Source organism: Flavobacterium sp. W21_SRS_FM3, assembly GCF_052113625.1.
Lineage (GTDB): Bacteria > Bacteroidota > Bacteroidia > Flavobacteriales > Flavobacteriaceae > Flavobacterium.
This window is the reverse complement of the sequence record NZ_JBGQOD010000003.1, coordinates 181,666-204,709: the sequence shown is the minus strand read 5'-3', so window position 1 is coordinate 204,709 and position 23,044 is coordinate 181,666. Positions and strand designations below refer to the sequence as shown.

The window sequence follows — 23,044 nt, the reverse complement described above, 5'->3', positions numbered from 1 at the left end:
TAGCCACAGTTTTAAAAAGAGAAAAGCAATTTAAATTACTTATTCTCTTTTTTGACAAACATATTGAATAGTAATCCTCCCATCAAACTTCCATATAAGGTCGAGTTGAGTGGTTTAGATGTTATGGCACATGTTCCAGAGGCACAACCTACAAAGTGATAATAGGCATAGCCAGCAATTGCACCAATAACAATACCGATTCCCGTAATTAGTAGTGCTTTTTTTGTCATTGGTTACTTTTTTCTAAAATAACTTTTATAAGATCGTTTTTCTGTAAGACTCCTGATTGTCGCCACAATTGTTTACCATTTTGAAACAAAATCATCGTAGGAACTCCACGCACTTGATATTGAGAAGCCACTTGTTGGTTTTTATCCACGTCGATTTTGATAATAGAAATTCGGTCGCCCAAATTTTCTTTAACCTCTCTTAAAATTGGACTAAGTGTTTTACAGGGTCCACACCAAGTAGCGAAGAAATCAACCAAAACTGGTTTTTCTGAATTTATGATGGAATTGAAAGTGCTCATTGTTTTTTATTTTTTAGATGGAACATTACAACCGTTTAAACCACATCCTGTATTAAAAACAGCTTGAAATAAGAAAAATACCGCCATAAATCCTAGCAATATTTCATGGCTTTGAATCGCTTGTTGAATTAAGAATAGTCCTATTGCTAGGCGAAGCCAGCGCATCGTATGCCAATTAGTTAATAACAGTTGCTTCATTTTTTCTTTATTTTATATTTATCATCATAAGAAACTATTTTTTGTAGTTCCGCTAAGGGTATTTCGGTCTTGCTTACAATTAAAACTTCAGCAAAATTGGTGCTCATACTTACATTTGATACTTCACTTATTGCAGCAAATTTTTCACTAACTGTATTCATGCAACCACTACAGGTGATTCCTTCAAAATCGTATAGATTTACTTTGGACTCCTTATTTTTCTTTAATTCAATAAACAATTCAGAGTTAGCTCTGGGAGCAACTGAATTTGGCGCTACATCCATATTTATAAAGTCAAACGCATTTTTAAAAAGCATTTCGTATTCTTGTTTGCTTCCGCCAAAAGGAGGGCCAACATCAAATGTTCTATTGAATAATAATCCAGCTAATACTCCTTCATTGGCTAAAAGTTGGTGCATTTTCCAAACATATTTTTGACGCATAGTTGGAGGTAAAGCACAGAAAAAAGTTTGCTCAATAATTAAATCGTATTGACCTTCATGTTTAAAAAAATCACCTAATAAAACTTGAATGTTAGTATTTGTGATGAATTTTTCTTCAATGATTTTTACTAGTGATGGCGCAATATCTATTACGGTGACATTTGTAAATCCTTGCTGTAACAAGTATGATGCTTCATAAGTGTTACCACAGCCTGGAATTAAAATCGCAATGTCCTTATTTTTTATAGTGTCTATGTACGCCTTAATAGGCGGTGAGACTATACCCAAATCCCATCCAGTAGCTTGAGCTTGGTATTGAGCGTCCCAATAATTTTGGTCCAATGGTTTATCGCAAGAAACCACACAACATTGTTCGTTATTCATAGTAATCTAATTTATAGTCTCCAATATGTTTTTTGTTTTCAGAAATCATTTTTTTATGCTTAAAAAAATTGATCACCCCCAAAACCAAAATAACAAACGAAATCAAATAGAATGCAATCTCGATTAGTAAACTGTTTTTAATTTCTAATAGATTTCTAGTACTTAATCCTGCTACCGCAAAATACATGGCAGTGCGCAGAAAAGCTAAAAATGTCGTTTGATTTGCTAGAATTGTTCGTTGTAATGCTAATCGTTCTCTTAAAATTAAATCTTTATTAAAGGAATTTGGCATAAAATAGTACGCTTTAAATTTTAATTAATTTTTTTTGCAAGTACTAAATCCAAACGGAGCGTACAAAGGGCAAAAGCTAATAAAACTAGTCAAAATAAAAACAATACCAAAAAAACCAAGTACCAAAGCAACTGTGCCGCTAATAATATTTGAAAAATACATAACGGCAATAATAGCAGCTAATGTTATTCTTATAATTCTGTCAGTGGAACCCATATTCTTTTTCATGGTTTATAGATTTTAAAGGTTAAAATAAATAATATACTGAATTAAATATACAGGTTAATTTGCTTATAATGAGTGTTTTAGTAGATTAATTCTAGTAATTTTAAGATTTTAGTACTTTGCTTTGACAAACAAAATTAGTTTTTGGCACTGTCGTTTTTGCAATTGCATTGAAACCACCCTCAACTTCAGAGAAATTTCTAAAACCTCTAGCTTGTAAAATAGAGGCAGCAATCATACTACGGTATCCACCTGCACAATGAAGAAAGAAAGGTTCTTTTGGGTCGATATCTTTTATCCAATCGTTAATATTTGATAAAGGTTTACTATAAGCTTCTTCCACATGTTCAGCGCTATACTCACTTTCTTTACGGATATCAATAACTTTGCTATCACCTACCTTAACCTCTTTTGAAAATTCTTCAGCTGTAATTCTATTAACTGTATCAATTTCTTTTCCTGCTTTTGCCCAAGCATCAAAACCGCCTTCCAGATGGCCAATCAAATTATCAAAACCTACACGACTCAAACGCGTTACTGATTCTTCTTCCTGACCCATTTCAGTAACCAGAATGATTGGCTGTTTAACATCACCAATTAAGGCACCAACCCATGGGGCAAAATCGCCTTCAATCCCGATATTTATTGATTGCGGTATAAATCCTTTGGCAAAAACACCATTTTTTCGAGTATCTAAAATCAATGCACCAGTATCTTCGGCAGCGGCTTCAAAATCAGTTACAGCAATAGCTCTCATACCATTGTTTAAAACGGTATCAAAACTTTCATATCCCTGTTTATTCATCGCTACGTTCATCCCAAAATAAGCTGGAGGAGGAAGCAATCCTTCTGTAACTTCTTGAATGAACTCTTCTTCGGTCATATTTGCTCTCAAAGCATAATTGGTTTCTTTTTGGTTCCCAATTGTACCTACAGTCTCTTTACTCATGTTTTTACCGCAAGCACTTCCTGCTCCATGTGCCGGATAAACGATAACATCATCAGCCAAAGTCATTATTTTATCTCTTAAAGAATGATACAATGTTGCGGCTAATTGCTCTTGCGTCATATGCGCTGCTTTTTGAGCTAAGTCAGGTCGGCCAACATCACCGATAAATAAGGTGTCCCCAGAGAAAATAGCATGATCTTTACCATTCTCATCAATTAATAAGTAAGTCGTACTTTCCATAGTATGTCCTGGAGTATGTAAAACTTTTATTTTAATGTTACCAATAGCAAATTCTTGACCATCTGTGGCTATAATAGCATCAAATTCAGGTTTTGCTGTTGGTCCATAAACGATAGGAGCTGCTGTTTTTTTACTCAAATCCACGTGGCCCGAAACGAAATCAGCGTGAAAGTGCGTTTCAAAAATATATTTCAATTTTACATTGTCTCTTTCTAGTCTGTCTAAATAAGGTTGTACTTCACGAAGTGGATCAATAATGGCCGCTTCTCCATTTGATGTGATATAATAAGCACCTTGAGCTAGACATCCCGTATATATTTGTTCTATTTGCATGATAGTAGTTTTTTAAATTCTTAAACAAAGATAATTGTTGTATTTCTATTTCACAGTGACTAATGTTACATAAATTCAGTTTATTTATAGAAATCCCTCAAAACAAAGTTATTAAGTATTTATGGGATAAACAATGATAATTATCAGGCGATAAAGTAGGGATTTATTCCGCTTAGCTGACTAAAATTGGTTAAATTTACAGGTATCTTTAAAATTATTTGTCAGTATGGAAGAAATGCTCTTTTACGACAGAATGCAGTTCGCATTTACAATAACCTTTCACTACCTTTTTCCGCAGTTAACTATGGGCTTGTCTCTGATCATTGTTTACTTTAAGTGGAAGTTTCTAAAAACAGACGATGTACATTATAATAAAGCGACTCATTTTTGGATGAAAATATTTGCTTTAAATTTTGCCATGGGCGTAGTGACAGGAATACCAATGGAGTTTCAGTTTGGAACGAACTGGGCTAAGTTTTCAGAGCTAACGGGTGGTATAATAGGACAGACCTTAGCCATGGAAGGCATGTTCTCCTTTTTTCTTGAATCCTCGTTTTTAGGAATATTTCTTTTTGGCGAAAAAATAGTAGGCCACCGATGGCATTTTGTAACCGCATTGCTAATTTTTATAGGTTCGTGGGCAAGTGGTTTTCTTATTATAGCAACCCATTCCTGGATGCAAAATCCTGTGGGCTTCGAAGTTCTGGCGAATGGCAAATTTGTATTGAATAATTTTGGCGCTTTGTTTACTAATCCTTGGTTATGGCCTTCATACTTACACAATCAGGCGGCCTCGTTAGTGACCAGTTCTTTTGTGGTTGCAGGTATTGGCGCTCTTTATATATTGAGCAAACGCAATGAATCTTATGGAAAGCTATTTTTAAAAACAGGAGTTATTTTTGGATTGATATCCAGTATAATTGTAGCTGTACCTACAGGGGATCTTTTAGCCAAAAATGTGGTAAAATACCAGCCGGTTACTTTTGCAGGAATGGAGGGAATCTTCCATACCGAAGAAAAAGGAGCCGAAATTGTTTTAATTGGGCAACCTGATGTAAAAGATAAAAAACTAGATAATAAGATAGCAGTGCCTAATGTTCTAAGCTTTTTAACTTATGGTAGTTGGGATACCACCGTTAAAGGATTAGATCAATTTGACGAAAAAAACCACCCAACAAATATTTCAGGGCTGTACTATGCGTACCACATTATGGTAGGTTTAGGAACGCTTTTTATAGGGATTATGTCGTTAGCCGTTTTTCAATTATTTAGAAAAAAACTTTTTGGAACTAAATGGATTTTATGGTCTTTATTCTTTATGATGCCATTTCCTTATATCGCTAACACCACAGGATGGTATACTTCTGAATTAGGTAGACAACCCTGGTTAGTGTACAATTTATTACGAACCTCTGATGGAGCATCACCAACAGTTTCCTCAGGGAATACCTTGTTTACCTTATTAGGGTTTGTTGGTTTGTACCTGCTACTGGGTTTGTTATTTCTGCTATTGGTGGGAAAAATTATTAAAAATGGTCCTGAAACTATAAAAAAATAATTGATTATGGAGTTTTTCTGGTATATTGTTTTGATGGGAATTTTAGCCGTTTATATTGTTTTAGACGGTTATGATTTTGGTGCAGGAATTATTCATTTATTTTTTGCGAAAACAGAAAAAGATAAAAAAGCAATAACAAATGCAATAGGCCCTTTTTGGGACGCTAATGAAGTGTGGTTAATAGCTGCGGGTGGGGTTTTGTTTTTTGCTTTTCCCACACTTTATGCTTCTTCTTTTAGTGGTTTTTACCTGCCTTTGATGATGATACTGTGGCTACTGATTTTTAGAGCGATAGGTCTAGAACTGCGTGGGCAAATTCACCATCCTATGTGGGAAGCCGTTTGGGATAAAGCCTTTGGTATTGCTAGTTTGTTGTTAGCCCTATTTTTTGGAGTAGCTTTAGGAAATGTTGTTCGAGGTGTGAATCTGGGAATGGTTACTGATGGTGTTTCGACTCAAGAAGCACATTTTTTCTTTCTGCCGTTATGGAATCCTTCTTTTAGCCCAAAGGCAGACCAATTAGGGATTATTGATTGGTTCACATTGTTCTTAGGAGTGGTAAGTGTCGTAGCTTTAATGATTCATGGGGCCAACTGGATTATTTTTAAAACCAACTCCGATCTGAACCCTAAGTTGAAAGAATTAGTTTTTAAACTTAATTTTGTTTTGCTAGGATTAGTCATTGTCTCATTATTGATTTGGAATAGAATAGAACCTGAACCCTTCCATAATTTTATAGCTAATCCTATTTTATGGGTATTTCCACTGTTATGTTTTTCAGGTATTTTCGGATTATTTAAAATAAAATCTTTCACTCACGACGGAACCGGATTCTTATTTTCCAGTTTATTCCTAGTAGGCGGATTTGCAGCAACAGCTGCCTCTATTTTTCCGAATGTATTGCCTTCTACAAATGCTTTAAATCCTTCACTGACAATTTATAATGTAGCAGCAGATGACTATGGATTGTCGGTTGGTGTGTACTGGTTTGCAATTGCATTAGCATTGGTGATTACGTACTTTATCATTCAATACAAAGTTTTTAGTGGTAAAATGGATGATGTGGGTTATGGAGAGCATTAAAAGTACAGATCTTACAAATAAAAACTCCCTTGCAATGCATTTTACAAGGGAGTTTGTTATGTATAGTACAGTCTTAAGCTGTTCCTTTTAGAATTTTATTCCAATACAACCAAGGTAAAACTTTTGTTTTTAGTTTCCACATGGTCCATCGTGGTTTTGCCTGATCAAACGGGAAGGTCATTTTGGGCTTATTATCATAATCAAATTCTGCCAGCATTAATTTTCCATATTGGGTTGGAATAGGACAGGCGCTATAACCATCATACAAGGATGTTGGTTTTTCATTGTTCATTACCGAAATCAAATTAGCTACCACAACTGGAGCTTGTTTACGAATGGCTGCTCCCGTTTTACTGCAAGGCGCGTTGATACAATCTCCCAAAGAAAAAATATTAGGAAAATGAGAATGCTGAAGTGTATATTTATCAACTGCAACGAAACCATAAGGATTATCAGGATCAGCAAGCGGACTTTTTTTAATAAAATCTGGAGCAGATTGTGGCGGTACAGCATGACACAGATCAAATTTTATTGATACTTTTTTAGTCTCAGCATTTTCATCGTGGGCAGCAATAGCATAGCAAGATGCATCAAGTGTAGAAAGACTTTGCATTATAGTATCATCAGTTGCTTTAGTTTCATACTCTACTGTTTTCGTATCGCCATTGATAGCGGTTACATTCGAATTAAAATGGGTCGTAATTTTGAACTTTTTTAAAACCTCTTTTAAAGTTTCAGCATATTCTGGAACACCAAAAATACCAGCTCCGCCTGAAACATAATGAACATCACATTTGTCTAGAATCCCTTTCGTTTTCCAATAATCACAAGCTAAGTACATTATTTTATGGGGAGCACCTCCACATTTTATAGGCGTTGGTGGATTGGTGAAAACTGCAGTTCCTCCTTTAAAATTTTCGATAAATTCCCATGTTTTAGGTGCAAATTCAAATAAGTAATTACTACTCACATTATTTTGTCCTAAGGTTTCTTTGAGTCCCTTTATTTTGTCCCAGTCTAGCTGAATACCGGGGCTTACTACGAGATAATTATAACTAATTTCTTTACCACTCTTGCAAAGCACTTTGTTTTCAGTAGGCATAAATTCCGTTACAGCATCAATTATCCAAGTACTATTTTTTGGGATGTAGTTTTTTTCTTGTCGGACCGTTTTATGGATATCGTAGATACCTGCACCTACTAATGTCCATGCAGGTTGATAATAATGCTTCTCTGATGGTTCAATAATTCCGATGCTTAAACTATTTTTTTTACGAAGTAATTGTGATGCAACAGAAAGCCCGGCGTTTCCACCTCCAATAATTAATATTTCAAAATGTTCTTTCATGATTGATAAGTATTTTAGTTACTACAATATTACATGATTAAACATTGAAAAACAGTGACTTATGTCACATGTGTTTTTATTTAAACAAGATTTCTTTGGCAATAATATAAATTCCCATCACCAATACAAACCATCCAAAAGCAGGTTTTAATTTAGACCCATCTATTTTTTTAGATAATTGTGTTCCAATGAATAATCCCACAATAGCCATAAGAGATATCAGTAAAAGTAATTTGTAATCTAAAACGACACCACCTAGTAAATCGCCGCTAAAACCTATTAGTGAGTTGATGAAAATGATAAATAGAGAAGTCCCCACTGCTTGTTTCATTGGTAAATTAGCAAAAAACAATAATGCAGGAATAATTAAAAAACCACCACCCGCTCCTAAGAAGCCAATGATTAACCCAACAAAGAAACCAATTACTGCCAGAAATTTAAAGTTAACTTCTTTCACAACAGTTATTTTTTTATTTTTCTTTATCATCGATACGGACGTAGCAATCATTAAAAAAGCAAATATAACCATGATTAAAATGCCTTTAGTAACTTCGAAATTTTGAATAAAGAAGAGACTATCAGGGATAAGAGGCATCAAAATTTTTCTAACCAGCAATAAAGAGAGGATAGAAGGTATGGCAAAAACAAGGGCCGATTTTATTTTTAAATTCCCTAATTTATAATGACTGTATGACCCAATCATAGAAGTAATTCCTACAATGAATAGAGAATAACTAGTTGCCTGTTCAGGATGAACATTGAAAAGATAAACTAAAATAGGGACTGCAAGGATAGACCCACCACCGCCAATTAATCCTAAAGAAAGACCAATTATTATTGAAGCTAAGTAACCAAAAATTTCCATCTATAAATATTTACTACAAAGGTTGCTTGTTAAAAACTCAAATACAGTAACATTTATCACATAGGAATGATTTTATTTTAAAATCTCAATATGATTACGGTGCAATTGTACTAAACCGCGTTGCTCCATTTTTTTTAATAAACGAGAAATTACTTCTCTAGAGGTGTTGAGTTCAGTAGCAATCTCTTGATGAGATAGTTTTAAATCTTTACAGCCACAAGCATCAGTATGGCGCTTCAAATAAAATTCTAAACGTTCGTCCATTGCTCTAAAAGCAATATTATCTATTACTTCCAGCACTTCTTCAAAACGGGTTCGATAAGTAAAAATGACAAACTCATACCAAGTGCGGTGTTCCATCATCCATTTTTCCATTAACGCTAACGGTACCATAATTAGTTCTACATCATCAACAGCTTTAGCCATAATTTGACTGGTTTGGCTTTTTGTCGCACAGATCATAGAAACAGCACAAGCTTGACCAGGTTGCAAATAATACATAAAAAATTCACCTCCATTTTCACCTTCTCTGTAAATCTTGATTTGGCCTTCCGTTAATAGCAGCGTATTGTTGATATATTGCCCAGTTCTCATGATAATATCCCCAGCACGATACGATTGGACAATAGCATTGTTTTTGATATCATCCAATAAGGCATCTGAAAAATTGGGAAAAATATTTTTTAATGAATCTTGCATTGTGATTTTTTTTCGAGTGATTTTGAGTGACAGTACTGTAAAAGTACATTAAATATTGCACATCTAAAATGAACTAGGGTACTAGTTAATTGTTTTATGCTCATCTATTTATCCAATACACTTTTGATAATTTACCTATGGATTTACTAGGCTTTTTTAGAGCATTTGTAACTAATTTTATAAATGACTGATTATTAAATAGTCGCGAAATCGTTTTCTCGAAATTAATATTTAATTCACATATTGTTAGTTTTTAGTTACCAAAAAACATTGTATTTTTACAAAAAAGACCACTATGAATTTAACACAAGAAGATTGGGTTTCTCAGCTAGAAGCAGATGAGAATGCAGTAATATTAGACGTAAGAACCGAAGATGAATTTAATGATGGAATCATTGAAAATGCAATTAATATTGATATTCATCAAGGGCAAGCTTTTATCAATGATATCGAAGCGCTAGACAAGAATAAGAATTACTATGTTTATTGCCGCTCTGGTGCTAGAAGTGCTAAAGCCTGTGAAGTAATGAATGAATTAGGTATTCAAAATGCCTACAACTTAACAGGTGGGATATTAGCATGGAACGGAGACGTCGTTGCACCCTAACTTAAAGAGGCATTTGCCTCTTTTTTTAATTATACTAACTAAAAACTAAGAAATGAATAATATACCAGAAGAATATCAAATTAAAGATTTATTAAATCAAGATACTTATTTACTTAATGGCGAATTAAAAAATTGGGAAGGACAAACCTCTCCTGTATTTTCTACAATTTCTTCTACTGAAGAATATTTACCTACTATTTTAGGTTCGATTCCATATATGGGAGAAAAAGAAGGCTTAGAGGCTGTAGAAGCTGCTGATGCTGCTTATAATAACGGACAAGGTTTGTGGCCTACAATGCGCGTGAAAGATCGTATTAAATGTATGACCCGTTTTGTGACGCAGATGGAAGCAACTCGTGATGAGGTAGTGAAATATTTAATGTGGGAAATTGGTAAAACACTTCCTGATTCTCAAAAAGAATTTGATAGAACGGTAGAATATATTTACGATACTATTGAAGATTATAAAAAGTTAGATCGAGACAGTGCTAAATTTACTAAGAGCCAAGGCGTGAATGCCATGGTACGCCGTGGACCTCTAGGTGTTGTGTTGTGTCTAGGGCCTTATAACTATCCGTTAAACGAAACTTTTGCACTACTTATTCCTGCATTAATTATGGGGAATACCGTTGTTTTTAAACCAGCTAAACATGGAGTTTTGCTAATTTCACCTTTATTAGAAGCTTTTAGAAATAGTTTTCCTGCGGGTGTAATCAACGTAGTTTATGGAAGAGGTCGTGAGGTCGCTTCGCCAATTATGGCTTCAGGTAAAGTAACTGTTTTAGCTTTGATAGGGAATAGCAAATCTGCTATCGCTTTACAAGATCAGCATCCTAATAAAAACAGACTGCGTTTAATTTTAGGGCTTGAAGCCAAAAATCCTGCAATAATTCTTCCAGATGCCGACTTAGATTTAGCGATCCAAGAATGTATTTCCGGAACCTTGTCTTTTAATGGTCAGCGCTGCACTGCATTAAAAGTATTATATGTACATGAAAATATAGCAGTCGAATTTAATAAACGATTTGCCGCTAGAGTAGATGCGTTGACTTTTGGGAATCCATGGGAAAAAGGAGTTTCACTAACGCCTTTACCAGAGAAAGAGAAACCAGCTTACATTCAAGAATTAATAGATGATGCTAAAAGTAAAGGTGCAGAAATAATTAATGAGAGAGGTGGCGAACACAGTCCTAATTATATTTTCCCTGCCGTTTTATATCCCATTAATAAAGAGATGCGAGTATATCATGAGGAGCAATTTGGACCAGTTATACCTGTCCTAACTTTTAGTGATATTCAAGAGCCTTTAAACGATATGGCGGAATCGAATTATGGCCAGCAGGTAAGTTTATTTGGTAATGATATTAAAACTTTGGCACCGCTTATTGATACCTTAGTAAATTTAGTATGTCGTGTAAATCTTAATAGTTCTTGTCAAAGAGGACCAGACATTTATCCTTTTACAGGACGCAAAGATTCTGCTGTGGGAACATTAAGTATTCATGATGCACTGCGTTCTTTCTCTATTAGAACATTCGTAGCTTCAAAGGATAATGATTATAACAATGAAATATTACAAGCTTTATTAAATAGTGATGAGTCTAATTTCATCACCACTGATTATATTTTGTAATAACAAATTAAAATAGAATCAAACCGTCTCCTATTAAAGAGGCGGTTTTTTTATGCCAATAAGCCAAATCTAATTTGAACAAATTAAAATTCATTTTAAAATATTATTAGCTTTTACTATGCATGCATCTTAATTCAAAATAATTGCTTAATTTTCAACAAACAATAAAGTAGAAATGCAATACGATTTTGATTATATCATTGTAGGTAGTGGTTTTGGTGGGTCAGTAAGTGCCTTGCGACTTTCAGAAAAAGGCTATAAGGTTCTGGTCATAGAGAAAGGTAAATGGTATCAAGCAGATGATTTTGCTAAAACCAACTGGAATCTACGCAAGTGGTTGTGGATGCCTTATCTACGCTTTTTTGGTATTATGAAAATGAGCATTTTTAGACACGTAGTTATCATTTCTGGAACAGGAGTTGGCGGCGGTTCTTTAGTGTATGCGAATACATTACCTATTCCTAAAACTAATTTCTATACATCAGGAAGTTGGAGCAAATTAGAAGACTGGGAAAACGAATTAAAACCCTACTATCAAAAAGCCCTTAAAATGCTTGGTGCAACTCGCAACCCTAAATTGTATGATAGTGATATTGCTTTACAAACCTTAGCAAAAGAACTGGGGCGGGAAGACCAATTTGAACATCCTGATGTTGCCGTCTTTTTTGGACAGCAGGGCAAAGTAGTAAAAGACCCTTATTTTGATGGCCAAGGACCTGATCGTGCAGGCTGTATTTTCTGTGGAGCTTGTATGACTGGCTGTAGGCACAATGCTAAAAACACATTGGATAAAAACTACCTTTATTTAGCACAGAAAAACGGAGCGAAAATTTTAGCAGAAAATGAAGTGTATGATGTTATCCCTTTAGATAACGGAAATGGAGAAACGGGCTATACAGTTCGATTAAAATCGAGCACTAAGCTATGGAACGCAAAAAAGGATTTTACTACAAAAGGCGTGATTTTTTCGGGAGGCGTTTTAGGCACCGTAAAATTATTATTGAAATTAAAGGAGAAATCACTTCCCTCATTATCGAAAACATTAGGCGATAATATTCGAACAAATAACGAAACTTTAATAAGTGTGTCAACTTTAGATAAAAATAAAAACTTATCAAGAGGTGTGGCAATAGGTAGTTTATTACACACGGACGAGAATAGCCATTTAGAAATGGTGCGATATGGTGAAGGTTCTGGTTTCTGGAAGTTACTTCATTTGCCACTCTCAAATGGCAAAAACATTGGGGTGCGCCTATTGAATATGATAAAACAACTTATTGCATTTCCGCTAAGCTATTTTAAAATTTATTTTGTTAATAGTTGGTCAAAAAGCACGACGGTTTTGCTGTTTATGCAATCGATAGATAGTACTTTGAGATTCAAAAAAAATATTTTTGGAAACATGTCTTCTTCAGTGAGTTCAGGTGTTAAACCAACGGCTGATATTCCAGAATCATTAGCACTCACTAAGAAATACAGTGATATAATTGGCGGTAAGCCCACTTCATTTGTATTAGAGTCTCTAGCCGGAATTCCATCTACTGCACATGTATTAGGTGGAGCTGTAATGGGGAAAGATAGTAGTGAAGGCGTTATTAATAAAAATAATGAAGTTTTTGGCTATAAAAACATGATGATTATTGACGGTTCGATGATTTCTGCTAATCCAGGTGTTAATCCGTCGCTTTCTATTACCGCTATTGCCGAAAGAGCTATGGCTCAAATTCCTTTAAAAGGAAACAAATAACTGCTTCTTTAAAAGCAATTATATCATTTATTTATTTTATAAGAACTATGTTTTGAATTAATTACGTATTTTAGAGTTGTTAAAAACATTCAATAAGATTTAGTAGCAATAGTTACCATTTAAAAAGGCTCTATCATCAAAAATAAACTCAAAATACTACAGCAGAATATCCACGAACGATTGCATCGTGAGCCCTATTATACCCATCCAAAAATAAATTTCATTCCTAATATAGTACTGAATTTGATTACGTTTATTATCTCACTGGCTATCATCGTTGCGATAACTTATTTATTAATTCAGTTTTTAGCCAACCGATTTTATCATCTTAATGAATAATAGTTCTTTTTGATGAGCTAATTGCAAAACTAAAGCAGTATAATGCCGTTTGCTTTTTATTTAACTCTTTTTGATCTTGCGGTAATCGTAGATCCTACCGAAGCGATTACTACAAAGATAACAGCCAATACTTCATTGAAAGTGAGATATTCCTGCAAGAATAGTAGCGCACATATGGAAGCAGCTGCAGGTTCTAAACTCATTAGAATACTAAATGTTCTGGATGGCAATTGACCAAGCGCTTTCATCTCTAAGGTAAACGGAATTGCGCTAGATAACATTGCTAGAGCAATTCCTAAATAAAATAATGTTGGTGTGAGGCTTTGAAATCCATCTCCTAATACACCAAAAGGGAGTATTAATATGGTGGCAAAGAGCATTCCTGTTGCAACAGCTTCGCCTCCTTTCATTATTTTAGATACTTTACCTCCAAGTACAATATAAGCTGCCCAAAGTGCTCCAGCCAACAAAGCAAATAGTACTCCTAATAGATCAACACCATTATCAGACCATGGAGCAATCAAAACAATTCCAGCTGCAGCGAGAAGCACCCATAAATAATCCAGTAACCGTGTAGATCCTACTACCGCTACCACCAATGGGCCAATAAATTCTAGTGTTACTGCTAACCCAATAGGAATCCGCTCAATCGCTAAATAAAAAATTAGATTCATAGCTCCAAGAGATAATCCATAAGGAATAACAATTTTCCATTGACTTGGTGTAATCTTTAACAAGTTGGGTCTATAAACCGCCAAAAGTATGATGGCAGATATACCAATTCGTAACGATGCTGTTGCGGCAGCTCCAAGTGCTGGAAAGAGTGTCTTTGCAATTGCGGCACCAGATTGCACACTTATTATGGCAAAGAGTACTGCGGGAATAGGAGGGATGTTGAGTAGTTTATTTTTCACTTTGTTGTGTCGCTATAGGCTGGTAAAACTACAAATTTTCTAATCTACTTTTTGGACGAAAGACCGAATAAAATTTATTATTCTAATAAACAGCAGCACAAAATCTTTCATCATGGTACTAATTTTTTTATCTGATGTAACAGTGCTACTAACCATTAAGTGAAACTCTAACTTATATTGGTTTTTATTACTTTTGAAGTAAAAATAATAGCGATGAGTTTTAAGCATCTATTTAAAGTAAAATTGAAGTGGTTTTTAGATAAAGAAGATCCTCATGCCACGTCCAAAAAATATAGTAAAAGTCATACAATTGCTATTGCAGGAAAAGAAATCTTGAATGTGTCAGCAGCCAAAGCTTTTAAAGGAAATCCCCAGTTATACAATCCTGAAGATTTATTACTAAGTAGCGTCGTTTCTTGCCATATGATGTCCTATTTATATGTATGTACTAAACATGGAATCGAAGTGACCTCTTATACTGATGATGCTGAGGCACAACTCGAAGTTTTAGACAACGGCAGTGGACGATTCCTTGCTATTCATTTACATCCAAAGGTAACGATTAAAGATGAGGACAAAATAGACGAAGCATTACGCTTGCATTCAAAAGCAAACCAACTTTGTTTTATTGCAAACTCTTGCAATTTTCCTATTTTGCATTTTCCGAGTTGCGAAGTTCTGTAACACCTTGAATAAAATAACAAAAGCCTGTAATTCCAAAAATCACAGGCTTTTTTTGTGTATTGATTGAGAATTTAATCTAACATCTTATCCCAATTTTAAATTTTTTAGATAGATCTAAAATGCATTTATAAGCATCGATTTTTAAATTAAGGGGTTTTAATACTATCTATAAATATCTCTTCCACTATTTGTTTTCCAATTATTCTCTAAATAATCTGCATCTTCGTCTGTTCTAGGATGTACTCCTAAAACTACGTGACCTTCATTTATTCCAGATTCGTAGATTTTTGCACGCTCTTCAGGAATTCCTGAACCTACAAGTGCGCCAATCAAACCACCTGTTATTCCACCAGCACCAGCACCAGCTAATCCTGCGGCAAGAGGTCCTGCAATTATTAATCCTAATCCTGGAATAACAACACTAGTCCCTATTGCTGCGATTACTCCAACAATGGCACCGATAGTTCCTCCAATGGCTGATCCCGTTCCAGCAGTTTCTGCTGCTTTTGTTCCTAATTCAGAGTGGTCATCTGCATCCGAATAATGTTTCTTACGCGTTTCGTCTGACATTAGTAAATTGATTTCATCTCTTGTGTAACCTCGATCGTGTAAGGCATTATATGCATTTTCAGTGCTTTTTCTGTCTGCAAACATTCCTGTCATCATCGGACGTTTGTCTAAATTGTGATTGTCTCTACTTTCCATAATTTTAGTTTTAATTTTTGTTTATTTGTAATTGTAAATTTGCTAAATCATCACCATAATCAGACTATAAAATTTTCGACAAATATTATGTAATTTTAATTTTACTGCTTTATTTTCAAATCGTTATGGAAGTTATATTTTTCGAATAAAAATAAAATACCACCAAAGAGTAGTCTAATTATGAGTGACTTTTAGGGATAAAAATCTCTCTTTATTCTAATCTTCAGCATGAATTTTTGGATACAACTTTTTTATTAAACCTTCTAAACGATTTTGATAATCTTCCATCAGCCAGTTTTTATAACTAGGACTGGCACTGTCTAAGCATTTTACATATTGCTTGACGCGCCACTGTACTTCGGGAGTTAAAATGGCTGCAAGTTCTAATGCATGACTTAATGTTTCTCCATTATCAAGACACATCTTTGCTTGCTGTCTAATCGATTGCTGAATGACAGTTTTGTGTTTTTTGTCCATGTCAATTGCTTCCTGATAGTGGCTTTCGATATCAAATGTCATTTCTAAAGTCTTAGGGAAATGACTTCGAACTTCTGCAGTGATAGCGTTTGATTGTGTAGATGAATTTCCCACTATTTGATAGTGCAACTGCTTTGCAAAATCATCTGGATGGTCAAAAATATATTTCCAATCTAAAGGTGCTTCCCAAGCTCCAAAACGCTGAATATTGTTTCCTAAGTCGGTTATTCCAAAAGTCTTTTTTGATGCTAGTTTTCGCGCGCCTCGTCCTACCATTTGATGATACAAAGTAATAGAAGTAGTCGCCCTGTTTAATATAACATGCTTTACTGTAGGCTCATCAAAACCAGTCGTTAAAATCGAAACCGATGTTAAAACCGCATTTTTAGTTTTCTTGAACCATTGCAATATTTCTTTTCGCTCCTCTTCAGAAGTTTTATTATCTAAATGCCTTACGGGAATCCCAGCTGCTTTAAAATTTTCCTCTACTTGCTTTGATACTGCGATTCCGTTATTAAAGATTAATGTTTTTTTGCCATTTGCATTGTCTTTGTATGCTTGAAGCAAAAGTTCTTGCATAGGGGCTGATCCATACAATTCATTGGAAGAGCTCACCGTAAAATCACCGTGAATTCCAGTTTTAAGAGAGTTCAGTTCTATTTCATATTGATACGTTTTTGGCTTAGCCAAAAATCCATTAGCAATAAGATTAGCGATACTTTCCCCAGTAATTAATCCTTCATAATAACTATTCAAAGGCTTTGATACATCAGAACTGAAGGGCGTTGCTGTGGCTCCTATAATGAAGGCATTTTTGAATTTCTTAGTTAGTTTTCTAAACGAGTTATGATGTGCTTCGTCAATAATGACTAGACCAACATTCTTAGTATTTATTTTTTTAGACCTGATTCGGTTCCTCATTGTCTCAACCATGGCAACATAACATGTAGCATTGCTTTTAAAATTTTTAGTTTTGCTCCCAATGATCTTATTTTGAACGGTGAGTTTTTTCAGCGTTGTTGATGTCTGCTTACAGAGTTCGTTACGATGGGTTAATACCATTACTTGCTTGTTGTATTGTGAGAGGTATTTTCTAACAATTTCTGAAAATATCATGGTTTTTCCACCACCCGTAGGCAATTGATACAGTATTTTTTGATTTGGTTTATTTTCGATACTTGTAAATATTGTGGCTATATCTTTTTGCTGATAATCATAAAATTGAGTCGCATTTTGAGTTGTATTTTTCATCGCTATATATGTGTTATGAGTGCAGTTAAGACTAAATATATCTCATTATAAATAAGTCTTTAGTCAAATTTTAGAAACTTGTTTTTGTAATAATCCTAGTTGATTACTGCGCTTTTATATTTTACTTTTTTATTTCATTTTGAAAAATAAAAGTAAGCTGTTTGACTCATGATATTTTTATACGATTCGCGGACTTTGTTATATGATTAGAGTTAAAATCAACACAGAAAAATACAGACTCAAAGTCACATTAAGAGCGTAGTGAAAATTAATTGCAATTTTTACTCAACATGTTTCAACTAAGAGATGTGTTAAAATCGAGTATTTATGCAGAGTAATGTATTATAAATGCGCCTTATTGCTGGGCTTTTTTCTATGTAGTGAAACTGTAGACATAGATTTAAATGTCATGAAATAGCATCAATGGTAACAAAACAATTCCCAGAGTAGCGGCGTTATGCCATATGATGTCCTATTTATAGGTTCGTACTAAAAACGGAATAGAAGTCACTTCTTATACTGACGATGCTGAGAGGCATTTGGAAGCTTTTAGGTAAGGGTAGTGGAATATGCAGTCGTAATCATGTAAATTCAAAAGTAATGATTGTAGCAGTGGACAAGATGGACGAAGCATTATGCTTGCTTGCACAAGCAAACCAACTCTCTTTTTATCGAAAGCTCTTATAAGTTTTCCGTTTTCTATTTCCCGAGCTGCGAAGTTCTGTAACACAGTCTTGATAAAATTAAAAAAGCCTGTAATTCTTAGAATTACAGGCTTTTTTTGTGGAGTCGCCGAGAATCGAACTCGGGTCCAAACAAGCAACTAAAAAGCTTTCTACGCGCTTATTTCCTGATTAGATTTTCGATAGTGAGCAAGGCCAGAAACAGCCACTCAATACTTATCTTCTTAATTTCGAAATCCACCCGAAGCTTATGGAAATCTAGGTTTATTTTTACGGTTCTCCTGGACTGAACGCCACAAACCAAGGCTTTCAAGGAGAATCCAGCTTTCCTATCTGATAGGAACGTGGCGTAATCGTACTATAATTCGGATTATGCAGCTAAAGCGTAGTTATTTTCGCCGTGTAAAATTGTAAGATCTTATATTTACGAGCAAGGTCTCAATGCTCGGCGTGCTTACTTCTCAATTCGACTTGCTGTCAAAACCAGTCGACCCCAATTAGTATTCAAAATAATTTTGAGAGTGCAAATGTATTCTTTTTTTAATTAAATAGACAAGTCACCCTCGATTTATTACAATGCAAAAATCATTCCTCTTTGCCATCATCATCTAATTTAAAAGGATAATCACCAAACAAAGCAGCCAAATTACGCACTTTGTAGGTCATGCGGCTAAATTTATTTGATAATGCTATGATTGTCACCTTTTCTTTTGGCAGGGTGATATATGCTGACGTGTTACCATGCCACCAGCCATTATGAAAATAAAAATTTTGTCCCGTAGGCCAGTTTATCATTCTCATTCCTAAACCGTAGTTGTTTTTTCCTTTATGTTCGTTACTGTATCCAATAAAAGCTTTTGCTAACAATTTAGGCTCAAAAAACTGAGGTGAATTTCGACCCATATCAAATTTTAATAGATCTCTCGGCGTGGAATAAATGTTTTTATCTCCATACACTGCATCTAAATAGTCCAAATTAACCATCGAAAAATTACCTCGGTAAGAGGGCGTAGCCGTTTTCTTGTCTTTTTCATAATCAAATACAAACGTGTCCTTCATACCAAGTGGCTCAAAAATAATTTCTTTCATTGCCTCTTTGTAAGGCAAACCAGTAACTTTTTCGATTACCAAGGCTAGCATTGCATAATTAGTATTACAGTAACTAAAGCGACTATCAGTTTTAAATTCTAGATCAATTCCTTTAGTAGCCATAATTGTTAAAATGTCCTGATTAGTCAGGATTTTATGACGATCCCATATTACTTTCTTCTCCGTAAAATAGGCATAGTTACGCATTCCTGTTCTGTGGTTAAGTAAGGTTTTAATTGTTACTTCGGGATATGGGAACTCTTTTAAAATAGTATTGACTTTCTGCTCTAAAGTGATTTTATTTTGATTAATCAGTTTTAAAACAGCAGTGGCAGTAATCACCTTACTCACTGAGGCTATGTGTAATGCTGTGGTATCAGTCATTACGGTTTTTTTCTTATAATTAGCATAGCCCTCATATTTTTCAAAAATAATGTGGCCATCTTTTGCTACTAGAAATCCTCCATTTAGACTATTATGAGGCCAGTTTTTATTGTAGAAATGAGTTATAGCATTTTTCTTGGAAGCAACATAACTTTCTGAAAGTTTTGGTCCCTTTTTTATCAATTCTACTTTTGTAGGCTTCTCATTTTCTGTTGAGGTCGAGTTTGTTTGATTCTTTTGTTTACAAGAACTCAAAACCGCTGTAAGCATGAGTATTTGTAGTATATTTGCTTTTTTTATGAAGATCATTATCCTGTGGAGTTGAAACGCAAATATATAGAATCAATCTCTTTTGCTATATTTTTTTTTCAAACCTTAACAGTATTTTATAAAAGTTTTTTGCTACTCATTACTATCATTTTGGGAGTCAGCTTTTAATACTTTACAGATTACTATCTTTTTTAAAAATCAAACAAATTTACTTTAAAGTGTTATATTTGTAACAATTAAAATTTGGAACTTATTTAAAACCTAAATAAAAGACGTACACGCATATGAAATTCGGAATTATAAAAGAAAGAAAAAGCCCGCCAGATAGAAGAGTTGTTTTTTCACCTGATGCCTTAATGCAATTGAAAGAACTTTATCCTGCTGCTACTGTAAAGGTGGAACGATCAGATATAAGAATTTTTTCAGATGAGCAATATCAAAGTTTAGGTATCGAGATTACTGATGATTTAAGCGATTGTGACGTTTTATTTGGAGTAAAAGAAGTTCCAGTTGAGAACTTAATTGCTAATAAATCCTATTTCTTTTTTTCTCATACGATAAAAAAGCAACCATATAATAGAGGATTGTTACAGGCTGTATTAGATAAGAATATTACTTTATATGATCACGAGACTATTGTTGATGCTAATAATCGAAGATTAATTGGTTTCGGCAGATATGCTGGAATAGTAGGTGCTTACAACACCATTCGTGCGTTTGGTTTAAAGTTTGAGTTATTTAAATTGCCTAAGGCAGAAACGCTATCGGGTAAAGATGAATTAATCAGGCAATTGAAACGTATCGTTTTTCCACCTATTAAATTTGTAGTCACAGGAAGCGGAAAAGTGGGTGGTGGTATAAAGGAAGTATTGGATGCTATTAAAATTAAGCAAGTTACGGTTGAAAATTATTTAACGAAGAACTATACACAGGCAGTATATACTCAAATTGATGTTTTAGATTATAACCAGCGTATCGATGGACAAGTAATCAACTGTAAAGATTTTTACAATAACTCTAAGGACTATATTGGAAATTTTGAACGTTTTACTAAAGTATCTGATATAGTGATTACTGGTCATTTTCATGGAAATGATGCGCCAGATATTCTTACGAGAGCCATGCTACAATCTAAGGACTGTAAAATAAAAGTGGTGGGTGATGTTTCTTGTGATATTAATGGACCAATTGCTTGTACCCTTCGTGCTTCAACTATAGCTGAGCCCCTCTATGGCTATTTACCATCCGAGCATAAAGAAGTGGATGTTTTCCATCCTGCCGCTGTTGTCGTGATGGCAGTAGATAATTTGCCTTGTGAGTTGCCTAAAGATGCTAGTGAAGGTTTTGGAACCATGTTCTTAGAGCATGTTATTCCAGCTTTCTTTAATGATGATAAAGATGGAATTCTGGCTAGAGCCAAAATGACTGAGAATGGTAAATTGACTCCTAGATTTAGTTATTTACAAGAGTACGTCGACGGAAAATAATAATAATAATAATAATAATAATAATAATAATAATAATAATAATAATAATAATAATGTTTTGCTTTTAGTGTATTTTAGTAATACATATTAGCCTTTTTTCTTGATAGATAAAAACAACAAACCCCTGCAGTTTCAAAACTGCAGGGGTTTTACTTTATAAGTGTGATTTGCTTAAAAGGGATATTATTTTAAGCTTCCGACCATGTCTTCTGGTTTTACCCAAGCATCAAAGTCTTCGGCAGTAACATAACCTAAACGTACAGATTCTTCTTTAAGAGTCGTTCCGTTTTTATGTGCTGTTTGAGCAATTTCTGCCGCTTTATAGTAACCTATTTTAGTATTTAGAGCGGTAACAAGCATTAATGAATTGTCAACTAATTCTTTAATTCTTTTGTAGTTCGGTTCGATACCTTGAGCACAATGTTCATCAAACGATACACAGGCATCTCCTAATAAACGTGCAGACTGTAAGAAGTTAGCCGCCATTAATGGTTTGAATACATTTAATTCGTAGTGACCCTGCATTCCTCCAACAGCGATCGCAACATCATTACCCATTACTTGAGCACATACCATGGTTAATGCCTCGCATTGCGTAGGGTTTACTTTACCTGGCATGATAGAAGAACCTGGTTCGTTCTCAGGAATGATTAATTCTCCAATTCCTGAACGAGGTCCAGAAGCTAACATACGAATGTCATTAGCAATTTTATTTAATGAAACAGCTAATTGTTTCAAAGCGCCATGTGATTCAACAATTGCATCATGAGCAGCAAGTGCCTCAAATTTATTCTCTGCAGTTATAAATGGGTGACCAGTAAATTCAGCAATATATTCGGCCACTTTTACGTCGTATCCAGCAGGTGTATTTAAACCTGTTCCCACTGCCGTTCCTCCCAAAGCTACTTCAGATAAGTGAGCTAAAGTATTTTTCACTGCTTTTAAACCATAATTCAGTTGGGCTACATATCCTGAAAGTTCTTGACCTACAGTTAATGGTGTTGCATCCATAAGATGTGTACGACCTATTTTTACCACGTTTTTAAATTCAGTTGCCTTTGCGTGTAATGTATCTCTCAATTGCTCCACACCAGGAATAGTGATCTCTACAATCGCTTTGTATGCAGCGATATGCATTCCCGTTGGGAAAGTATCGTTAGATGATTGCGATTTATTGACATCATCATTTGCTTTAATAAATTGTTCGCCTTCACCTATTTCAAAACCTTTAAGCACTTGAGCACGGTTAGCAACTACTTCATTTACGTTCATGTTACTTTGTGTACCTGAACCTGTTTGCCAGATTACTAATGGAAACTGGTCGTCTAATTTTCCAGCAAGAATTTCATCACAAACGGCCGCAATAGCATCACGTTTTTCAACTGGTAAAACACCTAAGTCACAGTTAGCGTAAGCGGCTGCTTTTTTTAAGTATGCAAAACCTTCTACAATTTCTTTTGGCATTGAAGCCGATGGACCTATTTTAAAATTGTTTCTAGAACGTTCTGTTTGTGCACCCCAATATTTGTCAGCAGGAACCTGCACTTCACCCATGGTGTCTTTTTCTATTCTGAATTTCATTTTATATTTGTTTGTGTTATTTTTACTTTAGAATTCTAAATGCTCTA

At 34.5% G+C, this 23,044-nt stretch carries 22 protein-coding genes and 1 other RNA gene; 7 read left to right on the top strand and 16 right to left on the bottom strand.

The features are described 5' to 3' along the window. Positions 1 to 35: 35 nt before the first annotated feature. The 7 genes from ACEN2K_RS07160 to ACEN2K_RS07130 form a co-directional block, all read right to left on the bottom strand. On the bottom strand, positions 36 to 230 hold the full coding sequence (locus tag ACEN2K_RS07160; RefSeq protein ID WP_441758643.1) for a DUF6132 family protein: 195 nt from the start codon (positions 228 to 230) through the stop codon (positions 36 to 38). Next, positions 227 to 529: a thioredoxin gene (gene trxA, locus ACEN2K_RS07155; protein ID WP_441758642.1), complete on the bottom strand. Its 303-nt coding sequence runs from the start codon at positions 527 to 529 to the stop codon at positions 227 to 229. The genes ACEN2K_RS07160 and trxA overlap by 4 nt, the downstream gene beginning before the upstream one ends. A 6-nt stretch (positions 530 to 535) precedes the next feature. Further along, a complete protein-coding gene (locus ACEN2K_RS07150) occupies positions 536 to 727 on the bottom strand; it encodes a hypothetical protein (protein ID WP_441758641.1) in 192 nt (63 codons plus the stop codon). Continuing rightward, complete coding sequence (locus tag ACEN2K_RS07145; protein WP_441758640.1) at positions 724 to 1,554, bottom strand: methyltransferase domain-containing protein; 831 nt, start codon at positions 1,552 to 1,554, stop codon at positions 724 to 726. Before ACEN2K_RS07145 ends, ACEN2K_RS07150 begins: the two co-directional genes overlap by 4 nt. Next, a complete protein-coding gene (locus ACEN2K_RS07140) occupies positions 1,547 to 1,846 on the bottom strand; it encodes a DUF202 domain-containing protein (protein ID WP_441758639.1) in 300 nt (99 codons plus the stop codon). Before ACEN2K_RS07140 ends, ACEN2K_RS07145 begins: the two co-directional genes overlap by 8 nt. Positions 1,847 to 1,870: 24 nt before the next feature. Then, the gene (locus tag ACEN2K_RS07135; protein ID WP_441758638.1) at positions 1,871 to 2,074 is read right to left on the bottom strand and encodes a YgaP family membrane protein; all 204 of its coding nucleotides are present in this window, start codon (positions 2,072 to 2,074) and stop codon (positions 1,871 to 1,873) included. Between the two features lie 100 nt (positions 2,075 to 2,174). Next, positions 2,175 to 3,593 carry an MBL fold metallo-hydrolase gene (locus ACEN2K_RS07130; RefSeq protein WP_441758637.1) on the bottom strand — a complete coding sequence of 473 codons (1,419 nt, stop codon included), beginning with the start codon at positions 3,591 to 3,593 and terminating at the stop codon, positions 2,175 to 2,177. Between the two features lie 226 nt (positions 3,594 to 3,819). Here ACEN2K_RS07130 and ACEN2K_RS07125 point away from each other — a divergent pair, with 226 nt between their 5' ends. Both ACEN2K_RS07125 and cydB read left to right on the top strand, forming a co-directional pair. Continuing rightward, positions 3,820 to 5,151 (top strand): cytochrome ubiquinol oxidase subunit I, encoded by a 1,332-nt coding sequence (locus ACEN2K_RS07125; protein WP_441758636.1) that lies wholly within the window; start codon positions 3,820 to 3,822, stop codon positions 5,149 to 5,151. A 6-nt stretch (positions 5,152 to 5,157) separates the two neighbouring features. After that, a complete protein-coding gene (gene cydB / locus ACEN2K_RS07120; protein WP_441758635.1) occupies positions 5,158 to 6,234 on the top strand; it encodes a cytochrome d ubiquinol oxidase subunit II in 1,077 nt (358 codons plus the stop codon). A gap of 73 nt (positions 6,235 to 6,307) precedes the next feature. On the opposite strand, the gene ACEN2K_RS07115 is transcribed toward cydB, so the two are convergent. From ACEN2K_RS07115 to ACEN2K_RS07105, 3 genes are all read right to left on the bottom strand, one after another. Beyond that, positions 6,308 to 7,582, bottom strand: coding sequence for an FAD/NAD(P)-binding oxidoreductase (locus ACEN2K_RS07115; RefSeq protein WP_441758634.1), 1,275 nt, complete (start codon positions 7,580 to 7,582; stop codon positions 6,308 to 6,310). A 76-nt stretch (positions 7,583 to 7,658) separates the two neighbouring features. Then, positions 7,659 to 8,447, bottom strand: a complete 789-nt coding sequence (locus ACEN2K_RS07110) for a sulfite exporter TauE/SafE family protein (RefSeq protein ID WP_441758633.1) — start codon at positions 8,445 to 8,447, stop codon at positions 7,659 to 7,661. Between the two features lie 72 nt (positions 8,448 to 8,519). Beyond that, positions 8,520 to 9,146 (bottom strand): Crp/Fnr family transcriptional regulator, encoded by a 627-nt coding sequence (locus ACEN2K_RS07105; RefSeq protein ID WP_441758632.1) that lies wholly within the window; start codon positions 9,144 to 9,146, stop codon positions 8,520 to 8,522. 295 nt (positions 9,147 to 9,441) lie between these two features. Here ACEN2K_RS07105 and ACEN2K_RS07100 point away from each other — a divergent pair, with 295 nt between their 5' ends. The 3 genes from ACEN2K_RS07100 (at position 9,442) to ACEN2K_RS07090 (ending at position 13,133) form a co-directional block, all read left to right on the top strand. Beyond that, a complete protein-coding gene (locus ACEN2K_RS07100) occupies positions 9,442 to 9,753 on the top strand; it encodes a rhodanese-like domain-containing protein (RefSeq protein WP_441758631.1) in 312 nt (103 codons plus the stop codon). A 52-nt stretch (positions 9,754 to 9,805) separates the two neighbouring features. After that, on the top strand, positions 9,806 to 11,386 hold the full coding sequence (locus tag ACEN2K_RS07095; protein WP_441758630.1) for an NADP-dependent glyceraldehyde-3-phosphate dehydrogenase: 1,581 nt from the start codon (positions 9,806 to 9,808) through the stop codon (positions 11,384 to 11,386). A 175-nt stretch (positions 11,387 to 11,561) separates the two neighbouring features. Next, the gene (locus ACEN2K_RS07090; protein WP_441758629.1) at positions 11,562 to 13,133 is read left to right on the top strand and encodes a GMC oxidoreductase; all 1,572 of its coding nucleotides are present in this window, start codon (positions 11,562 to 11,564) and stop codon (positions 13,131 to 13,133) included. Positions 13,134 to 13,528: 395 nt separating this feature from the next. Here ACEN2K_RS07090 and ACEN2K_RS07085 read toward each other — a convergent pair whose 3' ends face one another. Continuing rightward, positions 13,529 to 14,386, bottom strand: coding sequence for an EamA family transporter (locus ACEN2K_RS07085; protein WP_441758628.1), 858 nt, complete (start codon positions 14,384 to 14,386; stop codon positions 13,529 to 13,531). 213 nt (positions 14,387 to 14,599) lie between these two features. Between ACEN2K_RS07085 and ACEN2K_RS07080 the strand changes: the two genes are divergently transcribed. Next, positions 14,600 to 15,070 carry an OsmC family protein gene (locus tag ACEN2K_RS07080; RefSeq protein WP_441758627.1) on the top strand — a complete coding sequence of 157 codons (471 nt, stop codon included), beginning with the start codon at positions 14,600 to 14,602 and terminating at the stop codon, positions 15,068 to 15,070. Between the two features lie 162 nt (positions 15,071 to 15,232). On the opposite strand, the gene ACEN2K_RS07075 is transcribed toward ACEN2K_RS07080, so the two are convergent. The 4 genes from ACEN2K_RS07075 to ACEN2K_RS07060 form a co-directional block, all read right to left on the bottom strand. After that, entirely contained in the window at positions 15,233 to 15,775 is a 543-nt protein-coding gene (locus ACEN2K_RS07075; protein ID WP_441758626.1) for a hypothetical protein, read from the bottom strand. Between the two features lie 216 nt (positions 15,776 to 15,991). Beyond that, on the bottom strand, positions 15,992 to 17,503 hold the full coding sequence (locus ACEN2K_RS07070) for a DEAD/DEAH box helicase (protein ID WP_441758625.1): 1,512 nt from the start codon (positions 17,501 to 17,503) through the stop codon (positions 15,992 to 15,994). Between the two features lie 781 nt (positions 17,504 to 18,284). Next, positions 18,285 to 18,681: a transfer-messenger RNA gene (ssrA, locus tag ACEN2K_RS07065) on the bottom strand. A 90-nt stretch (positions 18,682 to 18,771) separates the two neighbouring features. Further along, a complete protein-coding gene (locus ACEN2K_RS07060) occupies positions 18,772 to 19,968 on the bottom strand; it encodes a serine hydrolase domain-containing protein (RefSeq protein ID WP_441758624.1) in 1,197 nt (398 codons plus the stop codon). Between the two features lie 245 nt (positions 19,969 to 20,213). On the opposite strand from ACEN2K_RS07060, the gene ACEN2K_RS07055 reads away from it, so the two are divergent. After that, entirely contained in the window at positions 20,214 to 21,416 is a 1,203-nt protein-coding gene (locus ACEN2K_RS07055) for an NAD(P)-dependent oxidoreductase (RefSeq protein WP_441758623.1), read from the top strand. A gap of 183 nt (positions 21,417 to 21,599) precedes the next feature. Here ACEN2K_RS07055 and fumC read toward each other — a convergent pair whose 3' ends face one another. Beyond that, positions 21,600 to 22,997: a class II fumarate hydratase gene (gene fumC, locus ACEN2K_RS07050; protein WP_441758622.1), complete on the bottom strand. Its 1,398-nt coding sequence runs from the start codon at positions 22,995 to 22,997 to the stop codon at positions 21,600 to 21,602. Positions 22,998 to 23,044 lie beyond the last annotated feature (47 nt).

What these genes read in the sequence shown, in the direction of transcription:
- ACEN2K_RS07080 (WP_441758627.1), top strand. Translation starts at nt 14,600, where the DNA reads ATGAGTTTTAAGCATCTATTTAAAGTAAAATTGAAGTGGTTTTTAGAT.
- ACEN2K_RS07160 (WP_441758643.1), bottom strand. Translation starts at nt 230, where the DNA reads ATGACAAAAAAAGCACTACTAATTACGGGAATCGGTATTGTTATTGGT.
- fumC (WP_441758622.1), bottom strand. Translation starts at nt 22,997, where the DNA reads ATGAAATTCAGAATAGAAAAAGACACCATGGGTGAAGTGCAGGTTCCT.
- ACEN2K_RS07150 (WP_441758641.1), bottom strand. Translation starts at nt 727, where the DNA reads ATGAAGCAACTGTTATTAACTAATTGGCATACGATGCGCTGGCTTCGC.
- ACEN2K_RS07075 (WP_441758626.1), bottom strand. Translation starts at nt 15,775, where the DNA reads ATGGAAAGTAGAGACAATCACAATTTAGACAAACGTCCGATGATGACA.
- ACEN2K_RS07130 (WP_441758637.1), bottom strand. Translation starts at nt 3,593, where the DNA reads ATGCAAATAGAACAAATATATACGGGATGTCTAGCTCAAGGTGCTTAT.
- ACEN2K_RS07070 (WP_441758625.1), bottom strand. Translation starts at nt 17,503, where the DNA reads ATGAAAAATACAACTCAAAATGCGACTCAATTTTATGATTATCAGCAA.
- ACEN2K_RS07095 (WP_441758630.1), top strand. Translation starts at nt 9,806, where the DNA reads ATGAATAATATACCAGAAGAATATCAAATTAAAGATTTATTAAATCAA.
- ACEN2K_RS07125 (WP_441758636.1), top strand. Translation starts at nt 3,820, where the DNA reads ATGGAAGAAATGCTCTTTTACGACAGAATGCAGTTCGCATTTACAATA.
- trxA (WP_441758642.1), bottom strand. Translation starts at nt 529, where the DNA reads ATGAGCACTTTCAATTCCATCATAAATTCAGAAAAACCAGTTTTGGTT.
- ACEN2K_RS07110 (WP_441758633.1), bottom strand. Translation starts at nt 8,447, where the DNA reads ATGGAAATTTTTGGTTACTTAGCTTCAATAATAATTGGTCTTTCTTTA.
- ACEN2K_RS07090 (WP_441758629.1), top strand. Translation starts at nt 11,562, where the DNA reads ATGCAATACGATTTTGATTATATCATTGTAGGTAGTGGTTTTGGTGGG.
- ACEN2K_RS07115 (WP_441758634.1), bottom strand. Translation starts at nt 7,582, where the DNA reads ATGAAAGAACATTTTGAAATATTAATTATTGGAGGTGGAAACGCCGGG.
- ACEN2K_RS07060 (WP_441758624.1), bottom strand. Translation starts at nt 19,968, where the DNA reads ATGATCTTCATAAAAAAAGCAAATATACTACAAATACTCATGCTTACA.
- ACEN2K_RS07055 (WP_441758623.1), top strand. Translation starts at nt 20,214, where the DNA reads ATGAAATTCGGAATTATAAAAGAAAGAAAAAGCCCGCCAGATAGAAGA.
- ACEN2K_RS07145 (WP_441758640.1), bottom strand. Translation starts at nt 1,554, where the DNA reads ATGAATAACGAACAATGTTGTGTGGTTTCTTGCGATAAACCATTGGAC.
- ACEN2K_RS07140 (WP_441758639.1), bottom strand. Translation starts at nt 1,846, where the DNA reads ATGCCAAATTCCTTTAATAAAGATTTAATTTTAAGAGAACGATTAGCA.
- ACEN2K_RS07135 (WP_441758638.1), bottom strand. Translation starts at nt 2,074, where the DNA reads ATGAAAAAGAATATGGGTTCCACTGACAGAATTATAAGAATAACATTA.
- cydB (WP_441758635.1), top strand. Translation starts at nt 5,158, where the DNA reads ATGGAGTTTTTCTGGTATATTGTTTTGATGGGAATTTTAGCCGTTTAT.
- ACEN2K_RS07105 (WP_441758632.1), bottom strand. Translation starts at nt 9,146, where the DNA reads ATGCAAGATTCATTAAAAAATATTTTTCCCAATTTTTCAGATGCCTTA.
- ACEN2K_RS07100 (WP_441758631.1), top strand. Translation starts at nt 9,442, where the DNA reads ATGAATTTAACACAAGAAGATTGGGTTTCTCAGCTAGAAGCAGATGAG.